This window comes from Arthrobacter sp. SPT-J7 (assembly GCF_059089965.1).
Genome location: NZ_JBNHFF010000164.1, coordinates 1 through 7558, shown reverse-complemented (window position 1 = coordinate 7558; position 7558 = coordinate 1). Strand labels below are relative to the sequence as shown.

At 63.5% G+C, this 7558-nt stretch carries 7 protein-coding genes; 3 read left to right on the top strand and 4 right to left on the bottom strand.

Translation table 11 applies throughout. The features are described 5' to 3' along the window. From AC5RWX_RS27985 to sdhC, 4 genes are all read right to left on the bottom strand, one after another. Window positions 1–708 (bottom strand): succinate dehydrogenase iron-sulfur subunit (locus tag AC5RWX_RS27985; protein ID WP_494099517.1); only part of this gene is annotated, 708 nt, incomplete at its 3' end. Window position 709: 1 nt separating this feature from the next. Then, window positions 710–2509, bottom strand: coding sequence for a succinate dehydrogenase flavoprotein subunit (gene sdhA / locus AC5RWX_RS27980; protein ID WP_494099516.1), 1800 nt, complete (start codon window positions 2507–2509; stop codon window positions 710–712). Window positions 2510–2617: 108 nt separating this feature from the next. Beyond that, complete coding sequence (locus tag AC5RWX_RS27975) at window positions 2618–3079, bottom strand: succinate dehydrogenase hydrophobic membrane anchor subunit (RefSeq protein ID WP_494099515.1); 462 nt, start codon at window positions 3077–3079, stop codon at window positions 2618–2620. A gap of 3 nt (window positions 3080–3082) precedes the next feature. Next, window positions 3083–3463: a succinate dehydrogenase, cytochrome b556 subunit gene (gene sdhC / locus AC5RWX_RS27970; RefSeq protein WP_015936418.1), complete on the bottom strand. Its 381-nt coding sequence runs from the start codon at window positions 3461–3463 to the stop codon at window positions 3083–3085. 268 nt (window positions 3464–3731) lie between these two features. On the opposite strand from sdhC, the gene AC5RWX_RS27965 reads away from it, so the two are divergent. The 3 genes from AC5RWX_RS27965 to AC5RWX_RS27955 all read left to right on the top strand — a co-directional run. Continuing rightward, complete coding sequence (locus AC5RWX_RS27965) at window positions 3732–4865, top strand: mannose-1-phosphate guanylyltransferase (protein WP_494099514.1); 1134 nt, start codon at window positions 3732–3734, stop codon at window positions 4863–4865. A gap of 74 nt (window positions 4866–4939) precedes the next feature. Further along, window positions 4940–6139 (top strand): amidohydrolase, encoded by a 1200-nt coding sequence (locus AC5RWX_RS27960; RefSeq protein WP_494099513.1) that lies wholly within the window; start codon window positions 4940–4942, stop codon window positions 6137–6139. Window positions 6140–6486: 347 nt separating this feature from the next. After that, a partial coding sequence (locus AC5RWX_RS27955; RefSeq protein ID WP_494099512.1) for a BMP family lipoprotein occupies window positions 6487–7558 on the top strand: 1072 nt, incomplete at its 3' end.

The following is a 7558-nucleotide window of genomic DNA, read 5'->3' as shown; positions in this document are numbered from 1 at the left end:
TTCCGAGCAGTTGAAGGTGGTGCGGCAACGCCACACGCCTTCCTTGTCGTTGAGGATTTCCAGGCGCATATCGCCTGCGTCGTCGCGTGAATCAAAGATGAAACGGTGCGCGTTGACGATAGCTGCCGGACCGAAGTACTGGCCGTCCGTCCAGAACACCGGGCAGGACGACGTGCAGGCAGCGCACAGGATGCACTTGGTGGTGTCGTCGAAGCGCTCACGGTCCTCGGCGGACTGAAGGCGTTCCCTGGTGGGCTCGTGGCCCTTGTTGATCAGGAACGGCATCACCTCGCGGTAGGACTGGAAGAACGGCTCCATGTCCACAATGAGGTCCTTCTCCACCGGCAAACCCTTGATGGGCTCGACGGTGATGGGCTTGGAGGTGTCCAAATCCTTCAGGAGCGTCTTGCAGGCGAGGCGGTTGCGGCCGTTAATGCGCATTGCATCGGACCCGCAGACGCCGTGGGCGCAGGAACGGCGGAAAGAGAGGCTGCCGTCCGTTTCCCACTTGACCTTGTGCAGGGCGTCGAGGACACGGTCGGTGCCGTACATGGTGAGATGGAAGTCATCCCACGTGGCGTCCTCGGAAACCTCCGGGTTGTAACGGCGCACCCGCAGGTTCACATCAAACGTGGGGATTTCGCCACCACCGCCGACACCGGCAGGCAGTTCAATCTTTGAGGCTGGCTCAGCGGTTTCAGCGGTCATCTTAGTACTTCCTCACCATCGGCTCGTAGCGGGTAAAGACAACCGGCTTGGTGGCCAGCCGGATGCCGGCGATTGATTCCGCCGATCCGTCCGCCGGGGCGTGGTCGTCCTTGTACGCCATGGAGTGCTTCATGAATTTCTCGTCGTTGCGTTCCGGGAAGTCCTCGCGGAAGTGTCCGCCGCGCGACTCCTCACGGTGCAGGGCCGCCACGGTCATCACCTTGGCCAGTTCCAGCAGGAAGCCCAGCTCAACGGCCTCGAGCAGGTCAAGGTTGAAGCGCTTGCCCTTGTCCTGGACATTGATGCGCTTGTAGCGCTCCTCGAAGGATGCGATATCGCGCAGCACCTGGTTCAGGGTCTCCGCGGTGCGGAACACCTGCATGTTGGCGTCCATGGTGTCCTGCAGTTCCTTGCGGATCACGGCCACCTTTTCATCACCGGTACCGTTGCGGGCAATGTCCAGCAGTTCGGTGGTGTAGGCGATGGGGTTCTCCGGCAGCTCCACGAAGTCGGCCGTCTTGGCGTACTCAGCCGCAGCGATACCGGCACGCTTGCCGAACACATTGATGTCAAGCAGCGAGTTGGTGCCCAAGCGGTTGGAACCGTGGACGGAGACGCACGCGACCTCGCCGGCTGCGTACAGGCCGGGGACCACGGTGTCGTTGTCCTGCAGGACCTCGGTGGTGATGTTGGTGGGGATGCCGCCCATGGCGTAGTGCGCCGTCGGGAACACCGGGACGGGCTCCGTGTAGGGCTCAACACCGAGGTAGGTGCGGGCAAACTCGGTAATGTCCGGAAGCTTGGCATCGATGTGCGCAGGCTCCAGGTGGGTGAGGTCCAGGAGGACGTAGTCCTTGTTGGGGCCGCAGCCGCGGCCTTCGCGCACCTCGTTGGCCATGGAGCGGGCCACGATGTCACGGGGCGCCAGGTCCTTGATGGTGGGGGCGTATCGCTCCATGAACCGTTCACCCTCGGAGTTGCGCAGGATGGCGCCTTCGCCTCGGGCGGCTTCGGAAAGGAGGATGCCCAGGCCTGCCAGGCCGGTCGGGTGGAACTGGAAGAACTCCATGTCTTCCAGGGGGATGCCGCGGCGGAATGCGATGCCCATGCCGTCACCGGTGAGGGTGTGGGCGTTGGAGGTGGTCTTGAAGACCTTGCCGGCACCGCCGGAGGCGAATACCACCGACTTGGCCTGGAACACGTGCAGCTCCCCTGATGCGAGGTCGTAGGAGACCACGCCGGCAACGCGCTTCTGCTTGTACGGCGTGCCGTCCTCGCGGACTGCGTCCTCTTCCACCGTCAGCAGGTCCAGAACGTAGTACTCGTTGTAGAACTCCACGTTGTGCTTGACGCAGTTCTGGTACAGGGTCTGCAGGATCATGTGGCCGGTGCGGTCGGCGGCGTAGCATGCGCGGCGAACGGGGGCCTTGCCGTGGTCGCGGGTGTGGCCGCCGAACCGGCGCTGGTCAATCCGTCCTTCGGGCGTGCGGTTGAACGGCAGGCCCATCTTCTCCAGGTCCAGCACGGCGTCGATGGCTTCCTTGGCCATGACCTCTGCCGCGTCCTGGTCAACCAGGTAGTCGCCGCCCTTGACGGTGTCGAACGTGTGCCACTCCCAGTTGTCTTCCTCGACGTTGGCAAGGGCTGCACACATGCCACCCTGCGCCGCACCTGTGTGCGAGCGGGTGGGGTAGAGCTTGGTCAGTACTGCTGTGCGGGCGCGTTGACCGGACTCGATCGCGGCGCGCATGCCAGCGCCACCGGCACCGACGATGACGACGTCGTACTTATGGACCTGCATACCAGACGCTCTTTCTCTCAAAATTCGCAATAAAACAACGGGCGGGCGTTGCCCGCCCGGCAAAACAAGGCCCGCGGTTGTACCCGCGGGCCCGGGATGGTGCCGGTGCTAGGCAGGGCAGAATCCGCCAGGCAGGGGAACGCCGTCCACCACGGGGCAGGGATCGAAGGTGAAGATCACCAAGGTGCCCAGGACGATGATGACGACGGTGGCCGAGTAGAGGACCGTCTTCAGCCAGCGGCGGGTTGAATCCTTTTCGGCGTAGTCGTTGATGATGGTGCGTACGCCGTTGGTCCCGTGCAGCATGGCCAGCCACAGCATGGTGAGGTCCCAGAGCTGCCAGAACGGGTCGGCCCACTTGCCGGCCACGAAGCCGAAGTCGATGGCGTGGATGCCTTCGCCCACGAGGAGGTTCACAAAAAGGTGGCCGAAGATGAGGACCACCAGCACCACGCCGGAGAGCCGCATGAACAGCCAGGCGATCATCTCGAAGTTGCCCCGGCTTCCGCCGGTGCGGCGGTACTGGGGGGCGATGCGCCCGCTGCGCGGGCTCTCAATCGTTGCTGACATGGCTTAGTGACCTCCGAGCGCGAGGGACAGGTGGCGGATGGAGAAGGCGACCATGGTGACCACCCAGAGGCCCAGGACTGCCCAAAGCATCTGGCGCTGGTACTTGGCGCCCTTCTTCCAGAAGTCCACCGCGATGATGCGCAGGCCGTTGAAGGCGTGGAAAACGATGGCGGCGACAAGTCCGGTCTCACCCAGGGCCATCAGGGGGTTCTTGTAGGCACCGATCACCGCGGTGTAGGCCTCCGGGGACACCCGTACCAGAGAGGTGTCCAGGACGTGGACCAACAAGAAGAAAAAGATCACTACACCGGTAATACGGTGTCCTACCCAGGACCACATGCCTTCACGGCCGCGGTACAAGGTGCCAGCTGGTTTTGTCGGCACTGATAAACCTCCCTGCAACACAGCGGCGCTGGCATGAGATCCACGCGGGGGGAACGCCTGCTGCGAGAGCACTCGTAGCTCAGGGCCTAAATCTAGGCTCCGCTAACAGCTTATTCAATTTAGGAACTCCTTGGTGCCCAGCAGTGGCAAGGATTCTGCCTATTAATGAGATAAACACCACAGTCGGTGCCTGCGCATCCGCTGGACTGTGTGACGTAGCTGGTGCCCGGAGGGGGCCGTTATGGCCCGTCGGCTAAAGTAGGCCTTGATGAGTACAGACAAAGTGACAAGCCCGGCTTCACCCATTGACCGCTTTATCGCGGTGATCCCGGCAGGCGGAGTGGGGACCCGCCTCTGGCCCCTGTCGCGAGCCGCAGCTCCCAAATTCCTGCACGATCTCACCGGTTCGGGCAGCACCTTGCTGCGCGCCACCTACGACCGGCTGCACCCGCTTGCCGGAAGCCGTGTACTGGTGGTTACGGGCAAGGCCCACCGTGAAGCGGTGTGCCGGCAGCTTCCGGAACTTCAGGATTCGGACCTGGTCCTGGAGTCCGAGCCCAAGGATTCCGCCGCGGCCATCGGCCTTGCCGCCGCCATCCTCCACGAGCGCGATCCGGACACCATCATGGGGTCCTTTGCCGCCGACCAGGTGATCAGCCCCGACCGCCTTTTCCAGGAAGCAGTGCGGGAGGCGATCCACACAGCTGCCGCCGGCAAGATTGTGACCATCGGCATCAAGCCCACCCACCCGTCCACCGGATTCGGCTACATCCGTTCCGGTCAGGACCTGCACATCGAGGGCGCGCCCAGTGCCCAGGATGTGGTGGAGTTCGTGGAAAAGCCGAACGAGGAAGTGGCCCAGCAGTACGTGGACAGCGGCAACTACGTCTGGAACGCGGGCATGTTTGTGGCGCCGGTCGCACTGCTGCTCAAGCACCTTGAAGCCAACCAGCCCGAACTGTTCCAGGGCCTGCAGGAAATCGCCCGTGCTTGGGACACCCCCGCCCGTGATGAAGTGACAGCCCGGGTGTGGCCCACGCTGCCCAAGATTGCCATCGATTACGCCGTGGCCGAACCTGCCGCCGAAGCCGGGGACGTCGCCGTCGTACCTGGCTCCTTCCGCTGGGACGACGTCGGCGACTTTGCTTCCGTGGGCAGGCTCAACAGTGCCAAGGAAGTGGACGACGTCACGGTGCTGGGGGAGGGCGCGCGCGTCTTCACCGAGAATTCCAGCGGTGTGGTGGTCACCGACACCAAACGCGTCATCGCACTGATCGGGATCCAGGATGTTGTCATCGTGGACACCCCCGATGCGCTGCTGGTAACCACCATGGCCAACTCGCAGCGGGTCAAGGCAGCGGTGGACGCGCTGAAGGCCAGCGGGGATACCGACGTTCTCTGAGGCGGCGCGGTCCCGGGATGTAACGCGGAGACCGCGATGGCTTGGATTCCAGCGACCCTCGCTAGAGTGAAGCAGTGCGCAATTACACTACGGAAGCCGAGCCCACCGCCCTGGTGGCTCCCTGGCTTGAGCCGCTCCTGCCGGAACTGATCGATTTCCGCCGGGACCTGCATGCGCACCCGGAACTGTCCTTTAAGGAATTCCGCACTACGGACAAGCTGGCTGACAGGCTCGAAGCTGCAGGCCTCAGCCCGCGCCGGCTTGATGGCACCGGTCTCACCGTGGACGTCGGGGAGGGGCCCATCGCCACTGCCCTCCGCGGCGATATTGATGCGCTGCCCATCATCGAGGAAACGGGCTTGCCCTTTGCCTCGAAGAACCACGGCGTCACCCACGCGTGCGGCCACGACGTGCATACCACCACCATGCTGGGGATCGCCCTGGTGCTGCACCGGATGCATCAGGAGGAGCCGCTCGGCGCCACTGTCCGCATCATCTTCCAGCCCGCAGAGGAAACCATGCCGGGCGGCGCGCACTCGTGCATTGAACAGGGTGTACTGGATGGGGTTCCCCGGATCCTGGCCCTGCATTGTGATCCGCGCATCGAAGTGGGGAAGATCGGCACGCGCATAGGTGCCATCACCTCGGCTTCGGACACCATTCGGATCGAACTCTCCGGCCGTGGCGGCCACACGTCCCGCCCGCACCTGACCGAGGACCTCGTGTTCGCCCTGGCGCAAATCGCCGTCAATGTTCCCGCCGTCCTGTCCCGCCGCGTGGACGTCCGCAGCGGAGTGTCAGTGGTGTGGGGCCAGATTTCGGCCGGCTCCGCCCCCAATGCCATTCCCGGCACCGGCTACATGGCCGGGACCATGCGCTGCCTGGACCGCGAGGCATGGCACGCCGCCGGTGAACTGCTCGATGAGGTGGTCCACCAGGTGGCTGCCCCATACGGCGTTGATGTCCGCCTCGAGCACACCAGGGGAGTGCCGCCGGTAGTGAACTCCGAGCACGAAACGGCCATTATCGAAGCATCCGCCCGTGCCGAAATTGGCGAAAGCGCCGTGGTGCTGACCCCGCAATCCATGGGCGGGGAAGACTTCGCCTGGTTCCTCGCCGAGCTGCCGGGCGCCATGATGCGGCTTGGCACCAAGACCCCCGGCGGCGAGGAATACGATCTTCACCGCGGCGACTACATTTTGGACGAACGGGCCCTGGGCCTTGGCATCCGGGTCCTCACAGCTGCGGCGCTGCGCACCGTCCGCGACCTTTAGTCCCCACGGCGCGGGGCGCCGTCGTACTTCATTGGCCCGAGCGGCAATCACAGCGGAGCCAACACCGGCAGGATGCTGATCCGACTCCAGACCCGGTAACAGCGGCCGGAACAAGGAGGGGTGCCCCGTCAGGGAGCGGCACCCCTACTGGTTGGTAACAACTTGTCAACAATCTCCGGAAACGGGTCCCGCTGTGCTATTGGGACGTGTCGCAGGCCACTAAAGTAGGTGCCATCAGTGCGCTCAGGCGCAGTGCTGCGGACCTCAGTGACAACAGAATTTCAGTGCAGAAACGGACACTCATTGAATTCAAGCCGTAGCACCACTCTCTTCATCCTGGAGGAAAATTGAAGTCATCACTGCGTGCACACTTCAAGCGCGGTTCAATGGCCGGCCTTGCTACCGTCAGTGCTTCTGCCCTTCTGTTGACCGCCTGCGGCGCAGCCCCTGAAGCCGGAAGCACCTCGTCCGCCGGAGCCACCGACTACACCGGCTGCATTGTTTCCGACTCCGGCGGGTTCGACGACCAGTCCTTCAACCAGTCCTCCTACGAGGGCCTGAAAAAGGCTGAAGCCGACCTGGGCATCAAGGTGAACCAGGTGGAGTCCAAGACCAACAACGACTTCGAGCCCAACCTGCGCGCCATGGTCACCGCAGGCTGCGACCTCACCGTCACTGTTGGCTTCCTCCTCGGCGACGCGACCAAAGCGCAGGCAACGGCCAACCCGGACAGCCACTTCGCAATTGTCGACTTCAGCTACGAGACACCCATCGCGAACGTCAAGCCGATCATTTACGACACTGCACAGGCAGCGTTCCTCGCGGGCTACCTTGCCGCCGGAACCACCAAGACCGGCACGGTGGCCACCTTCGGCGGCATCAAGATCCCCACCGTGACCATCTTTATGGATGGCTATGCCGATGGCGTGAAGTACTACAACGAGCAGAAGGGCAAGGACGTCAAGCTCCTCGGCTGGAACAAGGACGCGCAGGACGGCAGCTTCACGGGCGACTTCGAGAAGCAGGACGTGGGCAAGCAGCTGACCCAGAACTTCCTGGACCAGGGCGCCGACATCGTGATGCCGGTCGCCGGGCCCGTAGGCAAGGGCGCTGGTGCTGCCCTGAAGGAAGCCAAGGCCGCGGGCAAGGACGTCAAGCTGATCTGGGTTGACTCCGACGGCTACCTCACCGCTCCGGACTACAAGGACATCATGCTGTCCTCCGTCATGAAGACGATGGGTGACGCCGTGGAAGCCGTGGTGAAGGACGACAAGGACGGCAAGTTCAGCAACACCCCGTACGTGGGCACCCTGGCCAACGAAGGTGTACAGCTGGCTCCGTTCCACGACCTCGAATCCCAGGTTCCCGCCGAGCTGAAGAGCGAGCTGGACCAGATCAAGAAGGACATTGTGGACGGCA